This is a genomic window from Rhodococcus sp. ARC_M5 (genome assembly GCF_022810405.1).
GTDB lineage: Bacteria > Actinomycetota > Actinomycetes > Mycobacteriales > Mycobacteriaceae > Rhodococcoides > Rhodococcoides navarretei.
Map to the genome: position 1 here is coordinate 62282 of NZ_JALGQE010000003.1, position 24416 is coordinate 86697.

Below are 24416 nucleotides of genomic sequence, written 5' to 3' on the forward strand. Positions count from 1 at the left end.
TCGTTCCCGAGTTGTTGCCTCACACGTAGAAGTCCAGTTCTTCCTGATGCTTCAGCAGGTCACGCATGACGTAGGTATCCTCGCCGAAGAAGTACAGCAGTCCCCAGTGGGTACCGAATGCCGTTCTCTTGGTGACGGTTTCCTCGACGGGTGCCGACAGGTCGTTGGTCTCGTAGTAGTCGTGCCCGGTCGTCTCCTCCGGAATCTGCAGTTGGCTCACGACGCGGCGTCGGGGGTAGACGCCGAAACATCCGGCGACACCGGTGGCATCGACAACCTCCCGCGGGAAGAAGGCGTCGATTTCCTCCTCGGTGGTCTTCGGATCGAACGCCAACGCCAGGCCCTGGTAGGCGTTGAATCCGTAGGCCCGCTCGAGGAGCTCGAACACCTTGAAACCCGGTGGGCGGTAAGCCACTTCACCGAAGTACATTTCACCGTCACTGGTGACGAAGTACTCCGGGTGAATGAACCCGAACTCGATGTCGAAGGTCTTGATCAGCTTCTCGATCTGCACCGTGATCTGCTCGCGGTACTTCTCGAGTTCCGGCGTCGCGGGAACGAACACCGAGTATCCGAGGGTCACGTACTCGGAGATGTTGAGGAACTTGATCTTGCCGTTGTGGATCCACGCTTCCACGGCGAACTCCCAGCCGTCGAGGTGCGATTCCATCAGTGCCGGGAATTCCTCGTCGGGAATGGAGTCGACCTCGTCCGGAGTGCGAATGACGCGGTGGCCGAGGCAGCCTGCTTTGTCGAATGCCTTGACATGGATGGGATCGTTCGGATCGCCGTCGAGCTTGAGCAGGGTCTGGTTCACCCGCTTGAGGAATCGGATGACGTCCTCGCGGTCGTGCGCCTCCTCGAAGATGCCGACGCGGATTCCGCCGAGCTGAGCGCGACGCTTCATCAAGGACTTGTCGCGCAGCAGCATTGCCTGCCCGAACAGTCGCGGGTTGTCGAGAAGTACAGAATTGATGGCACCGGCCCACTCGACCGTCTCCTCGTAGAGCGGGATCGCGACGTCCACACCCTTGGCCTGCAGAGTTTCGGCGATCTCCAGCGATCTGTCGTTGAGTCGCTCGAAATTCCACGGTAGGTAGGGAATGTCGTGCTCGGTGCAGTACGCCTCGGCCCACTCGGGCGCGACGACGACGTAGCGCCGGTCGAACTTGTCCAGTGCTTCCACTGCGGCCAAACTCCACCCCAGCAGAGCCACGAAACCCTTGTTCGGGTCCTTCTCCAGCCTGTCTGGCTGCGCCATGAAGTTCCTTTCCCTTCGATGATTCATCGGTCGAGGTCCTTCGCTCCACCGTACAGAGGCGCTATCGGCTGCTCGGCACCGCTGTGTGTGACGGTCGATCTCGAACCCGCCGTACGCAGGTGTTCAGTACTGTTCACGATCGACAGATATCCGCAGATCGTGCACGATCGTGAACGGTGAGGTGCGGTTCGCGCCCACGACGAGCGAGGAGGACGGATGACGGTCGACAAAACCGGTGCCGAGGTCGAGATCTCCGAACAGGCGGACCGTTTCACCGTGTCGGTGGACGGCGCACAGGTCGGGTTCACCGAGTTCGTCGACGACGAACACGGCAGACGCATCTTCTTCCACACCGAGGTCGACGCGGCCTACGGCGGACGTGGTCTGGCAACGATTCTGGTGCAGGAGGCGCTCGACGCCACCCGCGCAGACGCCAGGCGAATCGTTCCGATCTGCGAACTGGTTGCGGCCTTCGTGGGCAAACATTCGGAGTACGAGGACAGCGTGGAGCAGCCCACCGACGAGATCCGGCAGTGGCTGGCCGACCGACAGGGCTGAACACGGGAATACGGTCGGCGCTCGTCCCGTTGGACTCGGTACAGTAGTTGCACAGTCAACTACATTGCCGAAAGGGACGATGATGCCTGCAGTGACGGTCGACAACATTCTCGAGTTGCCCCGAATCCCCATGCCCGACGCCACCGCGGTCCCTCGGCCGGTTCGGTCCGTCACGACGGCACCGACGGGCTACGAGGGTGAGGGCTTTCCGGTCCGTCGAGCGTTCGCCGGACTGGACATGACGTCCCTCGACCCGTTCATTCACATGGATCAGATGGGTGAGGTGAATTACGCGCCCGGTGAGCCGAAGGGAACGCCGTGGCATCCGCACCGCGGATTCGAGACGGTCACCTACATGATCGACGGCATCATGGAGCACAAGGACTCTCACGGCGGCGGCGGAATCATCAGCGGTGGCGACACCCAGTGGATGACGGCGGGTGGTGGCATTCTGCACATCGAGGCCCCGCCGGAGTATCTGGTGCTGTCCGGCGGGCTGTTCCACGGTGTGCAGCTCTGGGTAAATCTGCCGCGCGAGAACAAGATGGCGCACCCGCGTTATCAGGACATCACCGGGAGCAAGGTGGCGTTGGCGTCGAGTCCCGACGGCGGTGCCTTGGTGCGCGTCATCGCCGGTGAGATCGCGGGTCTGCAGGGACCTGGGTCCACATACACTCCGATAGCGCTCTCGCACAGCACGATCGCACCGGGCGCGGAGTTGACGCTGCCGTGGAATCGTGAATTCAACGCACTCATCTACGTTCTCGCGGGCGAGGGAACGGTGGGTGCCGAGAAGCATCCGATACGGATGGGACAGACGGCGTTGTTCGGCCGCGGCGACACGATCGAGATGTCCGCGTCGGCGGTGGGGGAGTCGCTGGAGGTGTTCGTTCTCGGTGGCAAGCCGATTCGGGAACCCGTCGCGATGGCAGGCCCGTTCGTGATGAACACCAAGTCCGAGGTGCTGCAGGCGTTCGAGGACTACCAGGCCGGCCGGCTCGGAGTTCCCGTCGAGTGATCGTCTCGGCCGTGCGACGATCTCCCGCATGAGCGACGCAGAACCCCGTATTCGTAGAACACGGCTGTATCGCCGATTGGTCACCCGCGCGGACGGTCCGCTCGAGCCCGCGCGGGCGGCCAGGAGGCTTTCGGCCTACGTCTACGGGAACATTCTGGTCCTCGCGGCGGTCGCGGCGTCGACGCCCGGTTCGATCGAGCACGGAACGGCTGTTGTGCTGGTTCTGGGCACTGCGGTGACGACTTTTCTGGCGCACGTGTTCGCGGATTTCGTCGCAAGCAGTCAGATTCCCGAAGCGCACGGTGATGCGACCGACGAGCAACGCACGTTCGAAGCCGTCGAGGAACTTCGTGATGCAGTCCCCATCCTGAGTTCCGGTACCGTCCCTGCACTGATGCTGGCCCTCGGTTGGTTGTCGGTGCTTCCTGGCCAGTGGTCGGAGCTGCTGGCCGGTGTCGTCATCGTGGTGCGCATCGCCACTATTCAGATGGTCACGGAGCGAATTCGTGGGAACTCGTTGACCTTCCGCGCATTTCTGGGTGGGTTGGCCACCGCGGCGGTTGCGGCACTGATCGTCTTGGCGAAGGTCTTTCTGGGGCACTAGCTCCCGAACTCGGCGTACAACTCCGGCAGGAAGCCCGCGAGGTGGTTCATCTCCTGCCCGCAGTGCAGCATCAGTTCTCGGGCGAGATCGAGCCCGAGTACGAGGTCGGTGGGGTCCACCGACGCGCCGCGTTGGACGGCGCACGCGGCCTGCTTCACGTCCGGCACGCGCAGTCCTCGCAGGTTCAGGTGGAAACGGCTCCGCATCTCGGCACCGCCGGCGACGGGTCGGACCTGGTGGGCCAACCAGCCCAGGTCCACCGGTGCGATGGAGCTGCCTACTCTGCCGAACACGATCGTCTGGTCTGCGGGAACGTCGAAGCCGTGCGCAATCGGATCGCGAAAGCCGATACCCAACTGCTGCAGCTTCGGCCCGACGTATTCGTCCACGAAGGTCGTGTTGCCGATGTATTTGGCCTTGTCGGGTATGTCGAGTGCAGTTCGATCGTCGGCCAGCGCGGCATACAGATGGGCATCGGGATGCCACAGTTTGTAGCGCGCGGCCTCGGTGGAATGCCAGCCGAACCACCAGTCCCACATGGCCGCCGTCACGCGTGGCATCACCGTACGGACCGCCACGAATGTCACTCCGTCCGCGCGTCGGCCGTATCCGGTCTCGACCGCGGAGTAGCCGGTGGGTGCGAGATCTGTTGTGATCGAGTCGAATTCGGGAACCGAGTCGGGCGCGAGTGCAGGTCCGGCGTAGGCCTCGGTGACGGCTTCCTGTGCGGGAGTGGTTCGCTGCGCCATGAACCGTGCATAGGGCCGTTCTCTGTCGGTGTCGCGATAGCCCTGATAGCGCTCGCCGCACCCGGTACTCGAACCGGTCGTGGGAGACGCTGCGGCCGTGGCGACCGGACCGACGACGGCTGCGGTGGCCGCGGCTGCTGCTCCCATGATGATCTGGCGTCGGGTCGGTCCTCTGCTCACTCATCCACCACTCTCAACAGAAGTTGAGGATAATGTGCAGAATCGTCGGCTGTCAATGGCCGGGCACTACACTGCGCGGTATGAGTCCGGCACACCCCAAGGACGACGAATCACGAGTGCGGCGGCGCGACGAGATCGCGACGGCAGCGATCGAGGTGCTGGCCACCAAAGGTTTCCGTGGCCTGACCCACCGCGCGGTGGACGCGGCCGCGGGACTGGGGCCCGGGTCGGTCAACTACCACGCGCCCACTCGAAGTCGGCTGCTGCACCTGGCTCTCGGCCAGTTGTTCGCTCGCGACTTCGAGATCGCCGGAGCGACCTTCGGCAGTCTCGTCGATGTCAAACCGCTGACCGTGGACGTCGTGGTGGCTCGGATCGTCGACTTCATCGAGGCGATGACGACCGGCGAGGCCGCAAAACGAGTGATCGCTCGCAGCATCATGCTGGGCGAGGCGCAGCACGACGCCGAGGTTCGCGAGCTGTTCGACACTCAGCGCGGTGCCTTCGTCACCTACACCCAGTGGATCGTCGCCGCACTCGACTCCGAGGACCCACAGTCGGAAGCAGAAACTCTGGTGGTGATGATCGAGGGTCTGATTCAGCGGCAAGTGCTCATCGGGTCTCGCCTGCCCCGGTCTTTCGTGGAGCAGATGCTGCGCACGATCGTGGTGAACTCGCCGCTGATTGCCGATCGGGCACAGGACGGGCGGACATCACCCCAGTAGCGACCGACGCTCGGTGTGGGTGAACGTGAAGATCGTTGCGCCGAAGCTGATCAGCGCGGTCAGGAGCAATACCTGCGGGCCGGTGATGACGACGCCGATGAAGGCACCGATCGCGCCACCCAGTGCGAACGATCCGAGAAGTGCTGTGTAGCAGAGCCAGTCGTAGCGCGTCCCGCCGCCGAACAGGTGCCGCTCGATACCCTGGCCGAGTTTGACCAACGTGCCGGTGACGTAGCTGAGCGGAATGTACGTCTCTTCCTTCTTCGTGAAGGCGGTGTTCAACGCACCGAGGGCGAACGCCACCAACAGGATCGGGTAGAAGTTCACGGTCGCCGACGACCAACCGGAGATGGCGATGTCGATCGATCCTGCCGCTGCGAGCGCGACGGTGGTCAGCACGGTTGCCCCGTGCGGATGGTTCGACCAGTAGCGACGACGGCAGATGGAGGAGACGACCACGCCGGCCAGGAAAGAGCCCATGAGTGCCAGAGCCGCAATGGGTGAGGCTCCCGGGGTGACCTCCTTGCCCTCGGGATGCCCGAAGTGCCCGACGACGGCACGTTCGGTGTTGCCGGTCATGAAGGTAACGAAGTAGCCGGCGGAGTGCAGGAAGGCGACTGCGCCCACCATCCCGGCAAGCCCGGACAGAATCCAGGACAGACGAGCTTCGGCACCGACGGCTGTCTCGCGGCTGATCGTCAATGGGGAAGTCATGACTCGATTCTCCTGGGCTGAGGCGAACCGGCAATACTTTGAGTTGTCGGTCACATAACCGACGTCGATTCCTCGACGGCCACCATTCCGCGGTGCATCACCCTGTTTCCTACCACCGCGCTGTGATCGGCTCGATGCATCACACATCTGTTGTCCCACATCACCACGTCGTCGGGTGCCCACGAGTGCCGCAGCAGGTTGTCCTCGTGCGTGGAGTGCTCGAAGAGGTATCGAATCGTCTCCTGCGCCTCGTCGGCGGACATTCCGCTGATCGCCACGCACCGCGCGGGCGCAGACAGGGCCAATGCGGTACGCCCGGACACGGGATGCACTGCGAACAAGGGATGTTCGGCGGAGGAATCGGTGTCCGACGCCACCCCGGTCACACGATGCGTCACCATGCGTCCGGCCAAGTGCGCTTTTCGGTCGTCGGGCAACGTGTCGTAGGCCGCGTACTGGTCGCTGAACAATGTGCTGCCACCGGCCCGCGGTACCTCCACCGCGCGTAAGGCGGTGTACGCAGGTGGATTCGGAACGTAGGTGGTGTCCACGTGAAAGGTCGATTTCGGAGGTGTCGTTCGGCCGACGTTGCTGATGACGTTCAGGTCGGGGAATCCCGGCACCGGCGTCTCGCCCTCGGTGAACATCATGTCGCCGAATCGGCGCAGGAACGCGAGAAAGTGCTCGTCGTCCACAGACTGCCGCCGCAGGATCAGTACGCCGTGTTCGGCCAACAGCATTCGTAGTTCGTCGACCGCGGCCGAGCCCACGTCCAGGTCGTCGATCTCGATTCCCAGCGTCATGAGGACAACTCCTTCACCAACAGTTCGTCGAGCGAGTGTGCGAACAATTCGTCGACGGCGATCCCGGCTGCCGAGGCCATCACAGCGAGCACACTGGACGGGGAGTACGAGCAGTAGAGACCGGCTTCGAGAAACCACGGTTCACCGTCGGGGTCGATGCGAAAGTCGAAGAGTCCGTAGTGCCGGCAACCCAGGGCTCGGTAGCACGATCGTGCTGCGGCCCAGACCTTCTCGGTGATCGGATCGGAGACGTCCACCATCCACGCCTTGGTCTGCTCCTTCGCGACCAGGTACAGATCTCCGTTCGAGGTGCGATTCAACTTGTCGGCGCTGGTGCGTATCGACTCGACGGCATACTCCTCCAGGGGAAGACAGATCAGTTCACCGCCTCGTTCGATGATGCCGCAGCGGACTTCGCGGCCGAGTTCGATGTACGACTCCACCAGCGCCGCGCTCGAATACGTCAGCGCCTCACTCACTGCGCTTGTCAGACGGTCGGATTCGCGAACGAGCGTGACGCCCATCGAATTGTCCGAGTCCACGGGTTTGACCACGACCGGCAGATCGACCTCGACGTTCTCGCCGCATCGCACCACAACGCCGTCGGGAACCGCGACCCCGGCCGCGGCGACGACGGCTCGGGCACGAGCTTTGTCCGCCGTCATCGCCATCACGTCAGGACCGTTGCCCACATACGGCACGCCCAGCAGGTCGAACAGGCTGCGATACGTCGTCATGCCGGGTAGGCAGAACATCTGCGGCACCATGACGTCGAAGTGCCACGACGATATGACCTCCACTGCCTGCGTCAACGACATCTGGTGCGCCGCAGCCACACTGGCGGCATCGATGCCGCCGGGGAAACTCCAGAGTCCGCCGGGGGAGACGAACGCGACCTCGAACCGGTAGGCGGGATCACCACCGAACGCGTCGAGAAAGCCGCCCGCGTACACCCGAGACAGATCGCAGTGGAACTCGTCCACCGAGGATCCGACGAGTACCAGGACCGACACGGTCATCAATCGCCTCCGTTCTCCACGAGCTTGCCGATGTTGAAGTCGATGCGAGACCACCCTCGGCGCATCAGCAGGTTGCGCACCAGCAGTGACGGAATCTGGAGGTGGTGCACCAGCAGGTACGGCAGAGGATCCCATCCCGTCAGGATGGCGTCCGTGCCACGGAAGATGCTGCGCAGCCGAGCCTTCCGATCGGACTCGGTGATCAGACGCCACAATTCGTGGTAGATCCAGTACGTCGGTCGGGCCGTCGGGCGCGGGACGATCACCGGATGACCGTCGTCGAGGTACGCGGCAGCCAGGTCGGGATGGTCGTAGAACATCGTGATGGCCGAATGGGTGCGGGGGTTGCATTCGATGGCGTAGATGTGGCCGTCGGCGGCGGACTCGATGAAGTCGAACGAGAGCTGGCCGGTGACGTCGAGCGAGGAGACGAAAGTGTCCACCCAGCGCAGGATCTCGGGCTTGTCCACCATCTCGTAGTTGACCTGGAACGCCGACGATTCGCAGCAGCCGTACACCTGCAACTGCCCGCCACGAACGGTCCCGTGAGTGCAGTACTCCTGGCCGGGAACGAACTGCTGGAGGATCCACGGATCGTCCTCGGAGATTCCGAGACCCTGTGCGAACCGCAGATTCTCGGCCGGGGTCTCGCGGGTCAGGCGGGTGAGGTCCATTCGGCCGACCGGGTTGTAGGAGATGCGCTTGAGGATGTACTCGCGGCCCGGTGGGAAGTCGAACTTCTCGATCTGCTGCACGTCGGTGATGCGCTGCCAATCGGGAACGCGTAGTCCCAGTGCTGCAGCGTGCTCGGAGAATCGCGATTTGTCGTCGAGCATGCGAACCGTGTCGCCGTCGCCGTGAATCACCTCGCAGTGTGGATCGAGGAGTGCTCGTGCGTCGGCATCGTGAATGCTCGCAGCGGGGCTTGCGACGGGGACGAAGACGTCGACGCCCTCGCGAAGAACCACATCCAGAAGCGCTCGGGCGTAACCGGATTCGGTGGGCTCGGGAATGCAGTGGAATCGGTCGACTGCTCGCGAGAACCGATGGCCGGTAAAACGGTACTTGGCCGATTCCACCAGGACGACGCGATGCCCGGCGAGGTGGAAGGACCGTGCGAGCTGCAGGGCCTTGGTCATCTTGCCGCCGCTGATCAGGACCGTTCTGGGTGAATCGGATCGGCGCGTGGCCGGTCGGCCACCGCGAACGACAGCCACCCCCGCCGCCACGAGATCGGCGGGGATGGTGACCGCGAGGCCGGCGAGCGCGGCAAGGGTACGAATCATGTTCGACGGATCAGCGTCACGCCGTCGCGCAGAGGAAGCAGTACCTGCTCCACGCGGGGGTCGTTCGCCACGTAGTCGTTGAACTCGGCGACGGCGCGACCGTTCTCGGTGGGCTGTTCGCTGTACGGCTGGCCCTGCAGCAGGGTGTTGTCGACAGCGATCACGGCGTTCTCGGCCAGCAGCTCGCTGCCGAGCAGGTACTCCACGTACGCCCGGTATCCGGTCTTGTCGGCGTCGATGAAGACCAGGTCGAATTTCCCGTCGAGCCGGCGCAGGGTGTCCAGCGCCGGACCCACTTCCACCGTGATGGACGCGCCCGCAGGCGATTCCGCGAAGCAGGACTGCGCGAACTCGGCCACGTACGGATCCACCTCGCACGCGACGACCTCGCCGCCCGCGGGCAGGGCCTCGGCCATCGCCAAAGCCGAGTAGCCCGTGAACATACCGATCTCGAGCACCCGCTTCGCTCGGGTCATGTGCACGAGAAACGCAAGGAAGCGTCCCTCCACGTGGCCGGAGAGCATCTCCATCTCCAGGGGCCCCGAGCCGGAGACGATGTCGCGTGATCTCCAGTCCTCGGTGCGGGTCCGCGATGCCAGCGTCGCCAGCGCTGCGGATTGGGAGGTGGTGCAGGTGTCGAGATACGGGTCGAGTCCCACAGCGAGATCGCGGGCTCGATGAACACGGGTGGTCAGCTCGTCGGTGACCCCGGCACCGGCGTCGAGCAGAGCGGCTATCTCGCTCAGCTCACGCGCCAGAATGGTCGTCGGGGTCACCGGTCGCGGGGCCTTCGTCACGGCGTCGGTGCGGTGAACATGTCGAGGCCCTCGCCTGCCCGAGGGAAGTCCAGACAGATCTTCTTGTGCAGCGTCAGGACGTCGGCCAGCTCGGCGGCGTCGAGGTCGTTGAGGAAGCGGCACGTACCGATCGGATCCGGCACCGCGGCACGCAGAATACCGTCGCGAGTCTTGAGGATCGATGCCGTTGCCTCGGACAGCAATTCGGGTGTCAGGTAGGGGCTGTCCAGAGCGAGGCCGATGCTCGACATCACTCCGAGCACTCGATCGCGGTCGGCCGTGGACAGGTGTCCGCGTTGCTCGGCGACGGTCGTGGACAGAGCCATGTCGATGTTGATCGCGTGGCCGTGGAAGAACGGTGCGGGCGGGGTCAGTTCGAGTGTGGGGCTCCACGTGTGGCCGAACGCGATGACGCGATCGAGATCGATCTCGTGCAGATTGGGAGCCTCCAGTTCGAGCATGGTGGCGATCGCCGAGTAGGTCAGTCTGTCTGCGACCGAACGCAATTCCGCTGTTCCGTCGAGATGACCGAATCGGGTTCGCAGTAGTTCCGGTCCGTACTGTTCCAGCATCTCGAAGATCTCCAGATTGCCGACGACGGAGATCTTGATCAGCTCGGCCATGCCGTTGCGCACCTGATCCTCGGGCAGTGTGCCGAGGAAAGAGAAGTCCAGCAGCACCTTCTGCGACGCGTGGTACGCACCGAGGCGGTTCTTGTGCTTTCCGTAGTTGACGGCCACCTTGATGGAGACGCTCGCGTCGATCAGGCCGATCAGTGTGGTGGGAATGCGAATGTACGGAGTGTTGCGACGGTAACTGGCGCACGCGAAACCTGCTACGTCCGTGGTGAGTCCGCCGCCCACCACCAGTACCGGCTCGGTGCGGACCAGGCCGAACGCATCGAACTCTCCCACGATGCGCTCGAATGTCTCCAGCGACTTCGCGGTCTCCGCAATCTGAACCGGAACGACCGTGAGGGCGATGTCGTGGTGATCGAAATACGCGCTGATCCGGTCGCCGTAGATCTCGTGGACCGATTCGTCGACGACCATCAGCGCGCGACCGTACGGCCGGTAGCTGTCGGCCAATTCGGTGTTCTCGAGTGCGAACATCCCGTCGACATAGATCAGGTCGTATTCGATCCGCTCGTATCCTTCGACACGAAACGACCTGTCCCCGGCAACGACCTGGGCCTGAAGATTGCTCACTGGTTACTCCTGGAGGATTGGATGGAAGGTCAGACTGAGAGCAGAGCTCGGAGGCGCTCGGGATCGAGTGCATCGACCGTCTCGGTGGCGGAGCCGAATTCGGTGCCCGCGGTGTTCTCGTTGGGGAATGCAACGCAGGTGATACCCGCGGCTGCTGCTGCCTGGACGCCGCCTGCGTTGTCCTCGATGGCCACGCTGTCGGACGCGTTCTCTCCCAGCGTCTTCAAGGCGTATTCGTACGAGGCGGGATCGGGCTTTCCTGGCTCGACCGAGGTCGCATCGACGATGATGTCGAACGAATCTGCGGTCAGCTCGGGAGACAGAGCGGCCAGCAGCGCGTCGATGTTCTCGCGCGAGGTCGTCGTCACGAAGCCGACCTTGAGGCCGTTGGCCTTGGCCGAGTCGATCGTGTCGGCCACGCCGGGCCTGGTCTCGACGTCGGATTCGCCGATCAGACGCTGGAAGATCTCGGACTTGGTGGCGTGCACGGCGGCTGCGTCCACCTCGGTGCCGGTCTCGGACGCGTACTCACTGATGCGGTCGGCACCACCGTTGGATCCGAGCATGGCGCGGTAGTCCTCGCGAGACCAGTTCCAGTTCAGGTCGTGTGCAGCGAACGCCTCGTTGAACGAGCGGCGCTGCAGTTCGGACGTGTCGACGAGAGTGCTGATCGAGCCGAACAGAATTGCGGACATGGATGCCTTTCGGAGCGAGAGACGTTGTATCGGTCAACGTCTCGCGCATGCGCGATGGGGTGAGTTGGTTCGGGGGGTATGCCCCATCGGCACCGAATTGGAAACCTTCGAATTTCTCGGCGGAACGGTCGGACGTCAGCGGTGACGCACGGGTGCGGCCAGAGTGGTCGGTGTCGAGCGGCCGCGCAGTGTGACCGTCTCGCCCGTCTTCCAATACGAGCGTTCGTCAGGGGATGCGTGATCGAGCACGATCGACGACGTGAGCACGTCGGTGTTCGGGTCGTCCTTCGCCAGATCGGTGAGCCGGGCGGCCTGGTTCACGGTGTCGCCGATGACGGTGTACTCGAAACGAGACTCGGCGCCGATGTTGCCTGCGATGACCGTTCCGTACGTGACTCCGATGCCTATCTCGTAGTCGCCGTCGGTGGCGAGTGCGGCCGCCAGGGTGCGCGCGGTGCGCAGTGCGGCGGTCGCCGGATCCGGGTGATCGACCGGAGCGCCGAAGATGAGCAGCGCCGCGTCGCCCTCGAACTTGTTGACGAATCCGCCGCCGCGTTCGCCGTGCTCGACGACGACCGCAAAGAATCGATTGAGCAGATCCACCACGGTCTCGGCCGATTCACGTTCGGCCAGCGCCGTCGAACCCACCAGATCGATGAACAGAACCGCCACCGTCCGGTTCTCGCCGCCGAGGCGGGGTGCGCTCGCGAGTGCGCGTTGAGCAACGTCCTGGCCGACGTGGCGACCGAACAGTGAGCGGAGCCGCTCACGTTCGTCGAGTCCGACGACCATCTTGTTGAACCCGTTCTGCAGTCTGCCGATCTCGGAGGCGTCGTAGACGTCCACACGGGTGTCGGTGGCTCCGGCCTCGACGCGCTGCATGGCCGAGCTCACCTGCTGCAGCGGATCGGATACGGAACGACCGACGAGAAACATGCCGCCGAAACCGACGACGAGGGCGATGGCCGACAGCGAGACCATCGCGGGAGACAGGTCCACGTCCGGGGGAATGACGGTATCGATCAGTCTGCCGAGTCCGATGAGGCCCAGTCCGAGGATGGGAATGGCCGTACTCAAGACCCAGATCAGGACGACGCGAAGCCGAACACCGAGTGCGGCCGCGTCGGTGACCGCACTGACCTCCATCACAGCCGCGGTGATCGGCCGGAGAGTGCGCTCGGCCACCAGATAGCCCAGTGAGCAGGTGGCCAACCCGCCGAAGCTGACGGCTATCGCCACGATGATCGACAGCGCAGCGCCGGCCGATGCATTGACTGCGACGAACACTGCGACGCCGAGCGCCCACAGCAGGACATGGACGCCGAGTTGGCGCAGAGGCAGTCGGACGACGGCGATCGCGGTCTCGTCCGAGGGCATACCGCCGGTGTGCAGCCACCGCACCAGAGGTGCTGCGACGCGGAGTCCGAGCGCGATGCCGATGCCGATCGCAACCGGCAGATACACGAAGAACGCCAGGTAGTTGCGGTCGGAGAGGATCTCTTCCGAACCGACCGGCAGCGGCAGGATGAAGCGCGCCAGCACGAACACGATGACGGCACCGATGGCGTTGGCCGACACCATTCCCACCGCGTACAGACGCATGGGTGTGCGGTCGAGGGCGGACCGTAGAGCTGCGATCACCGGTGAATCTCCGTTCTCTGGTCGCTCGCACTCTAGGTGCCCGAAAAAAAGAATCGAGGATTTTCCGCGCAAGTGACTATCTGTGTCGGCAAGTACCTGGTAATCTCCGTAACAGTTAACCACTCCTGTTCGACGATGAAAGGAACGACGGCGATGACCAGCACACTCTCCAGGAACGACGTCCTCGAGCCCGAAGACGTTTCCGCTCGTTTGCTCGATTCCGCCGCCCAGCTGTCGTACGACCCGTCCGAGGAGGTCGACTGGGAGGCCGATCTGGATCCCTCCCTCTACGGACTCAACCCGGAGTGGAGCACCCTCTACGGCACGAAGCTGTGGGACGAGATGAGCGAGGAGCAGCGCATCACGCTCACCCGCCACGAGGTCTGCTCGATCATGAGCACCGGCATCTGGTTCGAGATGATCCTGCAGCAGATGGTCCTGCGCGATCAGTACTGCAAGGACTCGTCCAACTCGGACTTCCAGTTCGCGCTCACCGAGATCGCCGACGAGTGCCGTCACTCGATCATGTTCGCTCGCGCCTGCCAGAAGATGGGCATCAAGGCCTACCTGCCGCGCCGGTCGAGCATCGAGCTCGGCCGTGGCTTCAAGGCTCTTGCCTCCGCCGAGGTCGCCTACGGTGGCATCCTCGTCGCCGAAGAAGTGCTCGATGTCATGCAGCGCGACTGGATGCGCGGCGAGAACGTGTTGCCGCTGGTGCGTACCACCAGCAAGATCCACGTCGTCGAGGAATCGCGGCACATGACGTTCGCACGCGCACAGATGCGTGAGGAGATCGCCGAGAAGAGCCCGGCGCGCCGCAAGGCCAGTGCGCTCGTCGTCGCGATCGCCGCTCGCATGATCGTGTCCAACATGGTCAACAAGGAGGTCTACGCAGCAGCGGGCCTCGATGTCGACCGTGCGGTGAAGGAAGCGAAGAACAACGCCCACCACCACACGATGATGCGCACCTCGAGCGAGCACCTGATGGCATTTCTTCTCGACTGCGGTTTGGTCACCAAGCCGGCCGAGATGATCTACCGTCGTCTGCACATGCTCTGACCACTCTTTTCGAGGCCGTGAAGGACATCTGAGAAACCCATGCCGTTCGCGATCACGCAGAACTGTTGCAACGACGCATCATGCCTGTCGGTGTGCCCGGTCAACTGCATTCATCCCACGCCCGACGAGCCGGATTTCGGTAAGACGGAGTTGCTCTACATCGATCCTCGCTCGTGCATCGACTGTGGGGCCTGCGCCGACGCGTGCCCGGTGGACGCCATCACTCGCGTCTCGCGATTGACGCCCGACCAGCAGATCTACGCCGACATCAATGCCGACTACTACAAGGACAAGCCGGCTGTGGCGGAGTGGGGCGCGCCTCGGTTCCCGGTGGCAACGGTCAACGATCTGCCGCCGATCGACATCGCCATCGTCGGGACCGGACCGGCCGCCTGCTACACCGCCCAGGCGCTGCTGCGAGTGCCCGGCACCACCGTCACGTTCTACGACCGGTTGCCCGTAGCGGGTGGCCTGGCCCGGTTCGGTGTCGCTCCCGATCACCTCGGTACCCGACGCATCAGCGAGCACTTCCGCGGGATCTTCGTGCATCCACGAGTGACGATGAAGCTCGGCGTCGAGGTCGGTAAAGACGTCGATCACGTCGAACTGGCCCGAAAGTTCGACTCGGTCGTCTACGCCGTCGGTGCCGACAAGGACCGAGCCCTCGAGATTCCCGGCATCGACCTCGATGGATCCGTCAGCGCGCGCACCCTGGTGGGTTGGTACACCGGCCATCCCGACGTTCCCGCCGACGCGATCGATCTCACCGGCGTCGACCGCGTCACCATCATCGGAAACGGCAACGTCGCCCTCGACGCGGCTCGTATCCTCACTGCCGACCCGAACCAGCTCGACGGGACCGAGATCGCGCCCCATGCCTTGGCCGAGCTGCGTCGAAACAGAGTGAGCGAGGTAGTCGTCCTCGCCCGCCGTGGCCCGGAGTTCGCGGCGTTCACGCGCTCCGAGTGCAAGGCTCTGGTCGATCGCCCGGACGTCGACGTAGTCGTGGCAGGACCGGACGGAATCGTCGACGCCATCGACAGACTGCCGCTCTCGTCCTCGGCCTCTGCGCTGGCAGGAGCCCCGCGCGTTGATCTCGGCTCTCGCGCGCCGGGGCGTCGCATCGTCTTCGCGTTCGGGCGCGCACCGTCTGTCCTGCACGGGCAGGGCTCGGTGGAGTCCATCGAGGTCGGTGTCGGCGACGCCGCCGTCGAACTGTCTACCGAGTTGGTACTGCTCGCCATCGGTTATCGCGGAACCCCGTCGCCGGGCATCCCGTTCGACGACATCACCGGCACCGTTCGCAACGAGGGCGGTCGAATCACCGCCGCCGACGGCACTCCCGTTCCCGGGTGTTACGTCGTCGGATGGGCCAAGCGAGGGGCCACCGGCGGTATCGGCGACAACAAGATCGACGCGGAGGAAACCGCCGAGGCGTTGCTCGCGGACGTCCCGACGCGAGGCCCGGCGCGTCCGCTCGGCTGGTACGGCAAAGTGAGCGCCGCTCTCGGTGATCGAGTCTCGCGAGCGCGTTGACCGCTGGTGACGCCTGTTCTGTTCACCTTGTGTAGCAGTCTCATTCGAGTCTGACCGATTCGTACGCACGGCGAGCTTCTCGGAGTTACCGTTGAGTATGGCTGAACGGGGGGCCAAGCCCCAGGTTTCTTTTGTGAGACGGACGATGCTGCGCGCAGTCCGATCTCTGTTCAATCCGCTCCGACCCGACGACTACCTGTCGATGATCAATCCGCTGTGGACGACTCGCGAACTTCGCGGGAAGGTCGAGCGGGTGGTTCCCGAGGGATCGGAAGCCGTCTCGGTGTACATCCGTCCCGGTTTCGAGTGGCAGGGACATACGCCCGGCCAGTACGTCCGACTCGGAGTACTGATCGACGGTCGGTACCACTGGCGGGCGTATTCGCTGACATCCGATCCGGATCCGGTGGACGGACTCGTCAGCGTCAGCCCCAAGCTGGTGCCGTCGGGCACGGTCTCGCCATACCTGGTGGGCACCATCAGAACCGGCGATATCGTGCGCCTCAGCGAGGTGGAGGGTGAATTCACTCTGCCGAGTCCGGTTCCGGACAAGATGGTGTTCATCAGCGCAGGCAGCGGCATCACGCCGATCATCAGTATGCTTCGCGCCCTCGACCACCACGATCAGGTGACCGACGCCGTGGTTGTGCACTCGGTGCACAACCGTGAGCAGTTGATGTTCGCCGACACCCTCGACGAACTCGAAGCCAAGCACGACGGCCTGACGGTGAAGCTGCGGATCACCAGCGACGAAGGTCGAATGAAGGCGTCCGAACTGGACGAGTTGGTTCCGGATTGGCGGGAGCGCGAAGCATTCTGCTCCGGTCCGGGTGAACATCTGGACGATCTGCGCTCGTATTGGAAAGACCAGGGCGATTACGACAAATTCCATCACGAAAGTTTCCAGCCCGTCATCGGCGGCGGCGACGATGCAGGCGAAGGCGGCGTCGTCAAGTTCCTGAACAGCAAGAAGGACGTCGAATGCGACGGTGGCACAACAATTCTCGCAGCAGGAGAGGATGCCGGACTGGACCTGACGTTCGGTTGTCGCATCGGCATCTGTCATACCTGTGTAGGTACCTTGAAAAAGGGGCGTTTACGTGACCTACGTAACGGGGATATCTCCGAACCTACGGGGCAAGCGGTTCGGATCTGTGTCAACACCGCTGAGGGCGACATCGAAATCGAACTCTGATCTTCCATTCGAACAGGGGAATGTATGTCTATCGACGAAACCACCAGGCGCGTCACCGACACCGATGAGCCGGTGAACCCGCTGGCGCACCTGAGTGACGAGACCATTGCCGAGCTCGCCAAGGAATTCGACGCCATCCACGACGAGGTGTACGCCAGCCTCGGTGAGAAGGACCGAAAGTACATCACTTCGGTGATCGCGGCCCAGCGTCAGCTGCTTGTCGCCGGACGCGTGCTGTTGCTCGGTTCCACCAGCAAGCCGGCCTGGCTGGCCGGCACCGCATGCCTCGGAATCGCCAAGATTCTCGAGAACATGGAGATCGGCCACAACGTCATGCACGGCCAGTGGGACTGGATGAACGATCCGGAAATCCACTCGTCGGTGTGGGACTGGGATACCGCCTCCACTGCCAACTCGTGGAAGCACTCCCACAACTACGTGCACCACACGTACACCAACATCCGCGGCAAGGACAAGGATCTCGGCTACGAGATTATGCGGATCGACCCACGTCAGAAGTGGAGTCCCGTCTACCTGGCCCAGCCGTTCTACAACGTGCTGCTGATGGCGTTCTTCGAGTGGGGCGTGGCCCTGCACGATCTCGACATCGAGGCCATCCGTCGTGGCGAGAAGCCGATCAAGGATCTCGTCGAGGACCTCAAAGGGATCGGCGTCAAGGCACGCAAGCAGTTCGTCAAGGACTACGTCGGTTGGCCCCTGATCAGTGCCGGTGCGTTCGCATTGGCACAGCTGGCGTCCGGTGGCCGTCTGCCCGAGAGCAAGAGGTCTCGCCTGGCGTCCAAGCTGCGGGGATCCGCGCGTTTCGGCAAGAACCGTCGCACGGCAGCATTGCTGGACAGCCGACTCAGTGGTGTCGAGAGCACGTTCCTGTCGACGGTGGCCGCGAACTTCACCGCCAACATCATTCGTAACGTCTGGTCGAATGCCATCATCTTCTGCGGTCACTTCCCGGACCAGGCCTACACCTTCAGCCAGGAAGAGGTCGAGAACGAGACCCGCGGCGGCTGGTATGTCCGTCAGTTGGTCGGAGCCGCGAACATCGACGGCGGACCGCTGTTCCACCTGATGAGTGGCAACCTGAGCTACCAGGTGGAACACCACCTGTACCCGGATATGCCCAGCACCCGGTACTCGGACGTCGCGCCGAAGATCAAGGACATCTGCGAGCGCTACGAATTGCCGTACAACACCGGACCGTTCTTTCAGCAGTGGGGCATGGTCCAGCGGACCATCGCACGGCTGGCGTTCCCGGGTGGCAAGGTTCGGCCGAAGCCGGGCCCCTACCGTCCCGAGGAGAGCTGGCGTCGCAAGTTCGCCGAGGGTGCCACCAAGGACAGCGAGGCCGCGAAGACGCGTGGACGCGTACCTGCCGGTCATCCAGCGGCCGGACCGGAGCACAATTCCGGTGGCGTCGACGTTCAGCCGCCGCCCCGTGGCGACGACTGAGTTTCGTCCCACCGAACAGCCGACAAGAACCGCGGCCACCCGACTTCCGGGTGGCCGCGGTTCTTCGTTGTTCGCGGTCGGGTTGTCGGCCCTCACGCCATGTCGACATCCTTGGTCTCGATCAGTCTCTTGGTGCAGACCAGACTCAGCACCGACAGCAGAGCCAGCATCACGCCGATCGAGATACTGCCGAACGCGGCGGTGAGCGGAGCGGCCAGCATCGGCGGAATCGCTCCACCGAGAACTCCGGCGAGGTTGTAGCCCAAACCTGCTCCGGTATAACGGAATCGGGTCTGGAACAGCTCCGGGAGCAGGGCCCCGGTCGGTCCGTAGGCAACTCCGAAGATGGCGAGCGTGACGCACATGCCGATGACGAACGCCGCAGACGAACCCGTGTCGAGAATCGGGAACAGAGCGATCGACCACGGTATCGCGATGATGCATGCTCCCATGATCACTCGCCGTCGGCCGACGCGATCGGAGTAGGTCGCCGAGAGCGCGATCGCGATTCCGAAGATGACCGCGGCTCCGATGCCGGTGACCAACACGAAGGGGCGGTCGAACCCGAGGGTCTTGGTGCCGTAGCTCGTCAGGTATGCGGTCCCCATGTAGAAGAAGGCGAACAAGGATGCCAATGCGCCTGCCGCAGTGATGATTTCACGCTTCTGAATGCGCCAGGCGTCGAAGATCGGCAGTTTCGTCGGGGTCGCGTTCGCCGGTGCCTGCTCCTCGGCGAGTTTGTTGGCGCGAAAGACCGGGGTCTCCTCGATGGCCAACCGCATGTACAGGCCGATGAGCACCAGAACAGCACTGAGCAGGAACGGGATTCGCCAGCCGTAGTTCAGGAACGTCTCGTTGGTATCGCCGAGCAGCAGACCGGTCGCGAGGAATGTCGCGCTGGAGAAGATGAAGGCGGCCGACGGTCCGAGTTGGGGGAACATGGCGTAGAAGCCGCGTTTACCGGGCGGTGCGTACTCGGCCGTGAGCAGGGTCGCGCCTGCCCATTCTCCGCCGACCGCGAACCCTTGCCCGAACCTCAGTAGCACCAGGATGATCGGGGCCGCGACGCCGATGGTCTCCGCGCCGGGCAGCAGACCGATCGCGAACGTGGACACCCCCATCAACAGCAGCGTCGAGATCAGGGTCTTCTTGCGACCGATGCGGTCGCCGAAGTGCCCGAACAGGACTGCGCCGACGGGCCTGGCGATGAACGCGACCGCGAACGTCGCGAACGAGGCCACGGTGCCTGCTGTGGATCCGAGGGCCGGGAAGAAGATCGTCGGGAAGACCAGCGCGGCAGCGGTGCCGTAGATGAAGAAGTCGTAGAACTCGATCGTCGTGCCGATACCGCTGGCGACGGCGACCCGTCGAACACTGGTCTTGGTCTGCACCGCAGGTGACGACGGTGCGGACACACCCGGGTCGTCGGGTGAGACAGTGGTCATGGTTCCTCCGTTTTGTCGGGTATCGGGTGAATGCGCGATACCGAGTGCGACGAACGGTAGTGACCCGAGTCACCCCACGAATACCCCCGAATGGGGGGATCGGTCGAGGGCGGAGAAGTCGGCGACGGTACGTGGCTCGAGTTCATACTTCGTTTGTCGCCGTCGGTGGTGGCGGAGGCCACACTTCGGTGGGTATTCGGCCTCAGGCGCACCTCAGGCTTCGCCGGTACCGTCTGATTTCGGGGCGAGGCGCGGGTGGCAGCGGTCAGGGAGGAAGAGGTGATCGGCGTGTCCACAGACCACAATCGGGATGTGTTCGACAGTGCTCGGGTGGCCGCGGCCTATGTGGAGTACGCCGGCCCCACCGATGGATTTCTCGACCGTGGGGAGGCCGCAGCGTTGGTCGCTGCCGCCTCGGTTGCGCGCGGAACGCCGGTGCTGGACGTCGGCGTCGGCAGTGGGCGAACGACGGCCCTGCTCCGACTCGTGAGCGATCACTATGTTGCGATCGACTACGCGCCCAACATGATCGACGCGTTCCGCCGAAATTTCCCTGACCTGCAGGCGCATGTGGCCGACGCGCGCAATCTGACGGCGTTCACCGACGGCGAGTTCGGCCTGATCGTGTTCAGCAACAACGGAATAGACACCGTCACCCACGAGGAGCGCGGCCAGATACTCGCAGAATTCGGCCGACTGCTGGCGGATTCCGGAGTGTTGGTGTTCTCCACCCTCAACCGCAACGGACCGTCGTTCGGGGAGAAGCCGTTTCAGCTGAGCAGGCCGACGCAGCGGTTCAGCTTCTCGCCGAAACGGGCGGTGACGGCCATCGGGCGGAGGCTGCTCGATCCTGCCGGTGTCGTTCGCAGCGTGCGCAATTGGTGGTCGGCCAAATCCCGCGTCGACGATCGGGGATCATGGGCCATCGCTCCACTCGCTGCACACGACTTCGCGCCGTTCATGCATTTCACCACGGTGTCGGACGTGCGATCGCTGGTGACGGGTGCCGGGTTCACGATCGTGGAGATCTTCGCCGACGACGGTTCGATCGTGGCACCCGACGCCGTGGCGAGCTCGGCCGACAACTTCACGATCGTCGCGCGCAAGTAAGCGGTCAGTTCAGCCGCTCGAGCGCCTCGGTCATCTTCTCCACCGTCTCCGGAGCGACTTTCGCCTCGAATCCGGCTTTCAGGAACGGGCCGGCTACCTTGGCTGCACCGTTGAATTCGACCTTCGCGTGGTAGTCGATTCGGGTCGAGTGCGGTCCTTCGGAGGTCAGCGTGATGTCGTCGACGCTGGTGGCCGTCTTGTTCTCTCCCTCGAACACGATGTGTGTCGGTTCGTCGGTGACCAACGTGTAGGTCAGTTCGGTGGTGATCCCGAACAGTTTCGAAACGTTGTGCCACTGCGTACCGACGGCGACCGGGCCGGCGGAAACCTGTGTGCAGCTTTGTGTCCCGGGATCCCATGCCGTCGCGTTGGAGAAATCTCGAAGAAAGGCTGCGGCCTTCTCGATCGCGACTGCGGCGGTGAATGTTCTGGTGACGTCGACCATGACGCTCTCTCTTTCTGTGCGGATCAGTTTTCGAGGCGGACGCCAAGATGCTCGGCGATGCGGCGCATGGTGCCCACTATCTGGTCCTCGGTCACCCGAGGAAAGCCGGCCATCTTGCGAAACTCCGGATCGGTGACACGAGACCAGTCGTAGACCTGAGTCAGCGCGGTGCGACCCTCGGAGACCGCGTCGAGCTCCCAGGACCACCGCGTGCCGCGAGGCTCCATGCCCTGACGGCGGGGAATCCAACCGATACGCCGGTCCTGCTCGAAGACGAAGACGGTGTTCTCCATGACGTACTCGCCGAGCTGCGGCTGATACATGTCCATCGCAAAGGTATCGCCGACCGCACGCAGCGGCGTCGGGTCGATTGCGCCGCGCAGCATCTCCGAGCCGTCGACCGCGGCCTGGACCTCGGGGTTGGCCAAGGCGGTGAACACCGAGGCGGGGGGAGCGTCGATCACGCGGCGGACGGTCAGCTGGTCGGTCACGGGGCTCGCTTTCGGTTGTTTACGCTGGCTACGGAGTTACCCCCGTCTGCGTGGAAAGAAACTCCGATCGCGGTTTTGCATTGCAGTGGACACAGCGACGAAACACCACCGCCACGAGGCATTCGTACAGTCGCCGGGTCGGACTCCGCACAATCCAGGTGCGGAGCAGCACCTTGTCAAGGGGTAGCCATGAGTGGAAATACCGTACGCCTGCAGGCGATCAAAGACGTCGAGGCGTATGTACCGCCTGCGGTCAGCTTCGTCGGAGACGAGAAGCCGGGCGAGATCTTCGGTGAGAACGTCTTCAGCAAGGTCGTCATGCAGAAGCGTCTGCCCAAATCGGTCTTCAAGTCGGTGATGGCGACGATCGACAAAGGCAAGAAGCTCGACCCGATGGTTGCCGACGCGGTGGCGTCGGCGATGAAGGACTGGGCCCTCGAAAAGGGTGCCACGCACTACGCGCACGTCTTCTACCCCCTCACCGGCTTGACGGCCGAGAAGCACGACAGCTTCTTCGACCCCGTCGGTGACGGCAGCGCACTCGCAGAATTCGCGGGCAAGACGCTGATCCAGGGCGAGCCCGACGCCTCCAGCTTCCCCAACGGCGGCCTGCGCAACACGTTCGAGGCCCGCGGATACACCGGCTGGGACGTCACCAGCCCGGCGTACGTGCTCGAGAACCCGAACGGCAACACCCTGTGCATCCCGACGGTGTTCGTCTCGATGACCGGTGAAGCCCTCGACCACAAGACGCCGCTGCTGCGCAGCCAGCAGGCGATGGGCGGACACGCGGAGCGCATCCTGAAGTTGTTCGGGCACGAGAACATCGAGAACATCGTCTCGTTCTGTGGCCCGGAGCAGGAGTATTTCCTCGTCGACCGGCACTTCTTCCTGGCCCGTCCCGACCTGCTCAATGCCGGTCGCACCCTGTTCGGCTCGAAGCCGCCCAAGGGCCAGGAATTCGACGACCACTACTTCGGTGCCATCCCCGAGCGTGTCCTCGGCTTCATGATGGACACCGAGCGGGAGCTGTTCAAGCTCGGTATCCCGGCCAAGACCAGGCACAACGAGGTTGCACCCGGACAGTTCGAGATCGCCCCGATGTTCGAGCGCGGCAACATCGCGGCCGATCACCAGCAACTGCTGATGACGACGTTCAAGACGATCGCCAAGAAGCACGGCATGGAGTGCCTGTTCCACGAGAAGCCATTCGAGGGCGTCAACGGCTCGGGCAAGCACGTCAACTTCTCGCTCGGCAACTCCGACCTGGGATCGCTCCTGGTGCCCGGCGACAATCCGCACGACAACGCGCAGTTCCTCGTCTTCTGTGCCGCCGTCATCCGCGCGGTACACAAGTACGGCGGCCTGCTGCGCGCATCGGTGGCGTCGGCGACCAACGATCACCGCCTCGGTGCCAACGAGGCTCCGCCCGCGATCATCTCGATCTTCCTCGGCGATCAGCTCGCCGACGTGTTCGATCAGATCGCCAAGGGTGCGGCCACGTCGTCGAAGGGCAAGGGCACCATGATGATCGGTGCCGACACCCTGCCCGTGCTGCCCACCGATCCCGGTGATCGCAACCGAACCAGCCCGTTCGCGTTCACCGGCAACAGGTTCGAGTTCCGCGCACCCGGTTCGATGCAAACCGTCAACGGCCCGATGGTCACGATCAACACGATCATGGCCGAGGCTCTCGACTACATGGCGACCAACCTCGAGGCGGCCGTCGCCGACGGCACCGATTTCGACACCGCCGTGCAGAACCTGCTGACGGAGATCATCACCGAGCACGGCGCGGTGGTGTTCAACGGCGACGGCTACTCCGACAACTGGCAGATCGAGGCCGAGGCGCGCGGGCTACCGAACCTGCGCACGACACTCGACGCGTTGCCCGAGCTGATCTCGGACTCGGCCATGGAACTGTTCGAGAAGTACAAGGTCTTCAACCACCGAGAGATGCACTCGCGCTACGAGATCGGGCTCGAGCAGTACGCGTTGACAGTGTTCGTCGAGGCGCGGTTGACGCTGGAGATGGGCCAGACGTCCATCCTGCCCGCGGCGGTGCGCTACCAGACGGAGCTGGCGCAGAACGTCAGCGCACTCAAGGGCGCGGGCGTCGACGACGTGGACATGACTGCGCTGCAGGCGGTCTCGGCTCCACTGTCGGAGCTGCGGGCAGCGTTGGCGACATTGAAGGGCGCGCTGGAAGCCGACCCGGGTGGCGACGCTCTGGCCGAGGCCACGCACGCCAAGGACGAACTGCTGCCCGCCATGGCTGCCGTCCGCTCTGCGTCGGACACGCTCGAGGCGATGGTGGCCGACGATCTGTGGCCGCTGCCGACGTATCAGGAGATGCTGTACATCCTGTAATTGCGTGAGCAATGTCTCGGATCGGAATAGCTTCATGGAT

The 24416-nt window shown here is 63.7% G+C and carries 23 protein-coding genes; 10 read left to right on the forward strand and 13 right to left on the reverse strand.

The window, feature by feature from the left end; translation table 11 throughout:
- Positions 1 to 19: 19 nt before the first annotated feature.
- A complete protein-coding gene (locus MTX34_RS05775) occupies positions 20 to 1261 on the reverse strand; it encodes an acetyl-CoA carboxylase biotin carboxylase subunit family protein (RefSeq protein WP_243593943.1) in 1242 nt (413 codons plus the stop codon).
- A 216-nt stretch (positions 1262 to 1477) separates the two neighbouring features.
- Here MTX34_RS05775 and MTX34_RS05780 point away from each other — a divergent pair, with 216 nt between their 5' ends.
- The 3 genes from MTX34_RS05780 (at position 1478) to MTX34_RS05790 (ending at position 3441) form a co-directional block, all read left to right on the forward strand.
- Complete coding sequence (locus tag MTX34_RS05780; RefSeq protein WP_243593942.1) at positions 1478 to 1819, forward strand: GNAT family N-acetyltransferase; 342 nt, start codon at positions 1478 to 1480, stop codon at positions 1817 to 1819.
- Positions 1820 to 1901: 82 nt separating this feature from the next.
- Positions 1902 to 2837 (forward strand): pirin family protein, encoded by a 936-nt coding sequence (locus MTX34_RS05785; protein WP_243593941.1) that lies wholly within the window; start codon positions 1902 to 1904, stop codon positions 2835 to 2837.
- Positions 2838 to 2865: 28 nt separating this feature from the next.
- Positions 2866 to 3441, forward strand: a complete 576-nt coding sequence (locus tag MTX34_RS05790) for a hypothetical protein (protein WP_243593940.1) — start codon at positions 2866 to 2868, stop codon at positions 3439 to 3441.
- Here MTX34_RS05790 and MTX34_RS05795 read toward each other — a convergent pair.
- Positions 3438 to 4370, reverse strand: a complete 933-nt coding sequence (locus MTX34_RS05795; protein WP_243593939.1) for a DAPG hydrolase family protein — start codon at positions 4368 to 4370, stop codon at positions 3438 to 3440. The two genes, MTX34_RS05790 and MTX34_RS05795, sit on opposite strands and share 4 nt — an antisense overlap.
- Positions 4371 to 4450: 80 nt before the next feature.
- Between MTX34_RS05795 and MTX34_RS05800 the strand changes: the two genes are divergently transcribed.
- Positions 4451 to 5095, forward strand: coding sequence for a TetR/AcrR family transcriptional regulator (locus tag MTX34_RS05800; RefSeq protein ID WP_243593938.1), 645 nt, complete (start codon positions 4451 to 4453; stop codon positions 5093 to 5095).
- On the opposite strand, the gene MTX34_RS05805 is transcribed toward MTX34_RS05800, so the two are convergent.
- From MTX34_RS05805 to MTX34_RS25945, 8 genes are all read right to left on the reverse strand, one after another.
- On the reverse strand, positions 5084 to 5809 hold the full coding sequence (locus MTX34_RS05805) for a YoaK family protein (RefSeq protein WP_243593937.1): 726 nt from the start codon (positions 5807 to 5809) through the stop codon (positions 5084 to 5086). The two genes, MTX34_RS05800 and MTX34_RS05805, sit on opposite strands and share 12 nt — an antisense overlap.
- A gap of 50 nt (positions 5810 to 5859) precedes the next feature.
- The gene (locus MTX34_RS05810; protein ID WP_243593936.1) at positions 5860 to 6612 is read right to left on the reverse strand and encodes a TauD/TfdA family dioxygenase; all 753 of its coding nucleotides are present in this window, start codon (positions 6610 to 6612) and stop codon (positions 5860 to 5862) included.
- Positions 6609 to 7631, reverse strand: coding sequence for a D-alanine--D-alanine ligase (locus MTX34_RS05815; RefSeq protein ID WP_243608753.1), 1023 nt, complete (start codon positions 7629 to 7631; stop codon positions 6609 to 6611). Before MTX34_RS05815 ends, MTX34_RS05810 begins: the two co-directional genes overlap by 4 nt.
- Positions 7631 to 8917, reverse strand: a complete 1287-nt coding sequence (locus tag MTX34_RS05820) for an ATP-grasp enzyme (protein WP_243608754.1) — start codon at positions 8915 to 8917, stop codon at positions 7631 to 7633. The genes MTX34_RS05815 and MTX34_RS05820 overlap by 1 nt, the downstream gene beginning before the upstream one ends.
- Positions 8914 to 9693 carry a class I SAM-dependent methyltransferase gene (locus MTX34_RS05825; RefSeq protein WP_243608755.1) on the reverse strand — a complete coding sequence of 260 codons (780 nt, stop codon included), beginning with the start codon at positions 9691 to 9693 and terminating at the stop codon, positions 8914 to 8916. Before MTX34_RS05825 ends, MTX34_RS05820 begins: the two co-directional genes overlap by 4 nt.
- A gap of 17 nt (positions 9694 to 9710) precedes the next feature.
- Positions 9711 to 10922 (reverse strand): sedoheptulose 7-phosphate cyclase, encoded by a 1212-nt coding sequence (locus MTX34_RS05830; RefSeq protein ID WP_243608756.1) that lies wholly within the window; start codon positions 10920 to 10922, stop codon positions 9711 to 9713.
- A 29-nt stretch (positions 10923 to 10951) separates the two neighbouring features.
- Entirely contained in the window at positions 10952 to 11617 is a 666-nt protein-coding gene (locus tag MTX34_RS05835) for an HAD-IA family hydrolase (RefSeq protein WP_243608757.1), read from the reverse strand.
- A 135-nt stretch (positions 11618 to 11752) separates the two neighbouring features.
- Entirely contained in the window at positions 11753 to 13258 is a 1506-nt protein-coding gene (locus MTX34_RS25945; protein ID WP_243608758.1) for an adenylate/guanylate cyclase domain-containing protein, read from the reverse strand.
- A gap of 153 nt (positions 13259 to 13411) precedes the next feature.
- Here MTX34_RS25945 and MTX34_RS05845 point away from each other — a divergent pair, with 153 nt between their 5' ends.
- From MTX34_RS05845 to MTX34_RS05860, 4 genes are all read left to right on the forward strand, one after another.
- On the forward strand, positions 13412 to 14317 hold the full coding sequence (locus tag MTX34_RS05845) for a diiron oxygenase (protein ID WP_243593929.1): 906 nt from the start codon (positions 13412 to 13414) through the stop codon (positions 14315 to 14317).
- A gap of 39 nt (positions 14318 to 14356) precedes the next feature.
- On the forward strand, positions 14357 to 15853 hold the full coding sequence (locus MTX34_RS05850) for a 4Fe-4S binding protein (RefSeq protein ID WP_243608759.1): 1497 nt from the start codon (positions 14357 to 14359) through the stop codon (positions 15851 to 15853).
- 97 nt (positions 15854 to 15950) lie between these two features.
- Complete coding sequence (locus tag MTX34_RS05855) at positions 15951 to 17048, forward strand: ferredoxin reductase (protein WP_243593927.1); 1098 nt, start codon at positions 15951 to 15953, stop codon at positions 17046 to 17048.
- A gap of 24 nt (positions 17049 to 17072) precedes the next feature.
- On the forward strand, positions 17073 to 18515 hold the full coding sequence (locus tag MTX34_RS05860) for an acyl-CoA desaturase (RefSeq protein WP_243608760.1): 1443 nt from the start codon (positions 17073 to 17075) through the stop codon (positions 18513 to 18515).
- A 92-nt stretch (positions 18516 to 18607) separates the two neighbouring features.
- Here the strand turns inward: MTX34_RS05860 and MTX34_RS05865 are convergent, their stop codons facing one another.
- Positions 18608 to 19960 carry an MFS transporter gene (locus MTX34_RS05865; protein ID WP_243608761.1) on the reverse strand — a complete coding sequence of 451 codons (1353 nt, stop codon included), beginning with the start codon at positions 19958 to 19960 and terminating at the stop codon, positions 18608 to 18610.
- A 288-nt stretch (positions 19961 to 20248) separates the two neighbouring features.
- Between MTX34_RS05865 and MTX34_RS05870 the strand changes: the two genes are divergently transcribed.
- Complete coding sequence (locus MTX34_RS05870) at positions 20249 to 21070, forward strand: trans-aconitate 2-methyltransferase (protein WP_243608762.1); 822 nt, start codon at positions 20249 to 20251, stop codon at positions 21068 to 21070.
- Positions 21071 to 21074: 4 nt separating this feature from the next.
- On the opposite strand, the gene MTX34_RS05875 is transcribed toward MTX34_RS05870, so the two are convergent.
- Complete coding sequence (locus tag MTX34_RS05875; RefSeq protein ID WP_243608763.1) at positions 21075 to 21515, reverse strand: SRPBCC family protein; 441 nt, start codon at positions 21513 to 21515, stop codon at positions 21075 to 21077.
- A gap of 23 nt (positions 21516 to 21538) precedes the next feature.
- Positions 21539 to 22006 (reverse strand): polyketide cyclase, encoded by a 468-nt coding sequence (locus MTX34_RS05880; protein ID WP_243608764.1) that lies wholly within the window; start codon positions 22004 to 22006, stop codon positions 21539 to 21541.
- A gap of 189 nt (positions 22007 to 22195) precedes the next feature.
- Between MTX34_RS05880 and MTX34_RS05885 the strand changes: the two genes are divergently transcribed.
- Positions 22196 to 24376: a glutamine synthetase III gene (locus MTX34_RS05885; protein WP_243608765.1), complete on the forward strand. Its 2181-nt coding sequence runs from the start codon at positions 22196 to 22198 to the stop codon at positions 24374 to 24376.
- The last annotated feature ends 40 nt before the right edge of the window (positions 24377 to 24416 follow it).

What these genes read in the sequence shown, in the direction of transcription:
- MTX34_RS05785 (WP_243593941.1), top strand. Translation starts at nt 1,902, where the DNA reads ATGCCTGCAGTGACGGTCGACAACATTCTCGAGTTGCCCCGAATCCCC.
- MTX34_RS05815 (WP_243608753.1), bottom strand. Translation starts at nt 7,631, where the DNA reads ATGACCGTGTCGGTCCTGGTACTCGTCGGATCCTCGGTGGACGAGTTC.
- MTX34_RS05850 (WP_243608759.1), top strand. Translation starts at nt 14,357, where the DNA reads ATGCCGTTCGCGATCACGCAGAACTGTTGCAACGACGCATCATGCCTG.
- MTX34_RS05775 (WP_243593943.1), bottom strand. Translation starts at nt 1,261, where the DNA reads ATGGCGCAGCCAGACAGGCTGGAGAAGGACCCGAACAAGGGTTTCGTG.
- MTX34_RS05885 (WP_243608765.1), top strand. Translation starts at nt 22,196, where the DNA reads ATGAGTGGAAATACCGTACGCCTGCAGGCGATCAAAGACGTCGAGGCG.
- MTX34_RS05835 (WP_243608757.1), bottom strand. Translation starts at nt 11,617, where the DNA reads ATGTCCGCAATTCTGTTCGGCTCGATCAGCACTCTCGTCGACACGTCC.
- MTX34_RS05790 (WP_243593940.1), top strand. Translation starts at nt 2,866, where the DNA reads ATGAGCGACGCAGAACCCCGTATTCGTAGAACACGGCTGTATCGCCGA.
- MTX34_RS05810 (WP_243593936.1), bottom strand. Translation starts at nt 6,612, where the DNA reads ATGACGCTGGGAATCGAGATCGACGACCTGGACGTGGGCTCGGCCGCG.
- MTX34_RS05875 (WP_243608763.1), bottom strand. Translation starts at nt 21,515, where the DNA reads ATGGTCGACGTCACCAGAACATTCACCGCCGCAGTCGCGATCGAGAAG.
- MTX34_RS05855 (WP_243593927.1), top strand. Translation starts at nt 15,951, where the DNA reads ATGGCTGAACGGGGGGCCAAGCCCCAGGTTTCTTTTGTGAGACGGACG.
- MTX34_RS05800 (WP_243593938.1), top strand. Translation starts at nt 4,451, where the DNA reads ATGAGTCCGGCACACCCCAAGGACGACGAATCACGAGTGCGGCGGCGC.
- MTX34_RS05805 (WP_243593937.1), bottom strand. Translation starts at nt 5,809, where the DNA reads ATGACTTCCCCATTGACGATCAGCCGCGAGACAGCCGTCGGTGCCGAA.
- MTX34_RS05865 (WP_243608761.1), bottom strand. Translation starts at nt 19,960, where the DNA reads ATGACCACTGTCTCACCCGACGACCCGGGTGTGTCCGCACCGTCGTCA.
- MTX34_RS05780 (WP_243593942.1), top strand. Translation starts at nt 1,478, where the DNA reads ATGACGGTCGACAAAACCGGTGCCGAGGTCGAGATCTCCGAACAGGCG.
- MTX34_RS05820 (WP_243608754.1), bottom strand. Translation starts at nt 8,917, where the DNA reads ATGATTCGTACCCTTGCCGCGCTCGCCGGCCTCGCGGTCACCATCCCC.
- MTX34_RS05860 (WP_243608760.1), top strand. Translation starts at nt 17,073, where the DNA reads ATGTCTATCGACGAAACCACCAGGCGCGTCACCGACACCGATGAGCCG.
- MTX34_RS05845 (WP_243593929.1), top strand. Translation starts at nt 13,412, where the DNA reads ATGACCAGCACACTCTCCAGGAACGACGTCCTCGAGCCCGAAGACGTT.